The sequence below is a fragment of the Frankia sp. CcWB2 genome (genome assembly GCF_977927585.1).
Genome location: NZ_CDWRCM010000183.1, coordinates 4520 through 5716, shown reverse-complemented (window position 1 = coordinate 5716; position 1197 = coordinate 4520). Strand labels below are relative to the sequence as shown.

The window sequence follows — 1197 nt, the reverse complement described above, 5'->3', positions numbered from 1 at the left end:
GGGGTCGCTCCCGTTGAACCCGCCGACCGGCATGACCGGGTCCTGGGTCGCGAGCTGGTATCCGGCTGCGCTATTCGAGCCGACCGCGGCGGCGACCCAGGTGTAGGAGTCCGCGTTCTGCCTGAGCAGCTTCACGATCGCGTCGCTGGGAGTGACGGCGCTGAGTAGACCGCCCGGGCCACCGCCCCGGGTCTCCTGCCCGCCGAGGATCCCGTTCCCCAGCACGCTGGTTCCGGTTCCGGCACCACCACCCGCCTGGCCGGGCATCCCGCCCTGGCCGCCGGGCATCTGCTGCCCACCGCCGGGGAAGGCCCCACCGGGGAAGATTCCACCACCCTGTGGGCCAGCCTGCGGGCCGCCCTGGCCCATGCCCTGCGGCGGGAAGCCCTGCTGACGGCCGGCCTGCAGGCCGCCCTGGCCCATGCGGCCGCCACCCGGCCCGCCGAAGCCGGCGCCGGCGGGACCCGCAGCCGGGATCGAGCCGGTGTGCGGGGTCGCCGCGGTGGCGATGGCGTACGAGCCGGGTCCGAGGAGCCCGGCGACCAGCGCCACGGCGGCGACGCCGAGCGCGGCCCGCCGCGGCAGTCGGATGGCTGCGAGGAACCCGAGCGCCGCGATGATCCCGGCGACGAGCACGGCGTACCGGATCCACGGATGCCACTGGGGGGTGCGGTTCAACAGGGTGTAGCACCAGGCGGTGGTGGCAGCCATCGTGGCGGCCGAGACCACGGCGGCGGCGGGATGCCGGCGCTGACGCCAGAGCAGCGCGCAGCCCATCCCCACCAGGGCGCCGACCGCCGGGGCGAGCGCCACCGTGTAGTAGGCGTGGAAGATGCCCTTCATCTGGCTGAAGACGATGCCGGTGACGAGCAGCCAGCCGCCCCAGAGGAGGAAGGCGGCGCGGGCGCGGTCCGTCCGCGGGGTGCGCCGGGTGATCCACAGTCCGGCGACGAGCAGGATCAGTGCGGTCGGGAGCAGCCAGGAGATCTGACCGCCGACCGCCGAGCCGAACATGCGGGTCCAACCGGCCTGGCCCCACATGCCGCCCCCGCGGCCGCCCGGACCCCCGGGACCGAAGACGACCGTGCCGCCGCCGGGAACGGCGCCTGCCGCGTCGTTCCCGATGAATTCCGGCAGGCCGCCCATCCGGCCACCGCCGACGCTGCCGGTCTCGTTGCCGGTAAGTCGGCCGAGCCC

1 protein-coding gene is annotated in these 1197 nt (G+C 75.2%); it reads right to left on the bottom strand.

Going from position 1 to position 1197, the window contains the following annotated elements:
- Positions 1–1197: mannosyltransferase YkcB-related protein (locus ACY45C_RS17140; protein WP_462188570.1), on the bottom strand; the 1197-nt coding region annotated here is incomplete at both ends.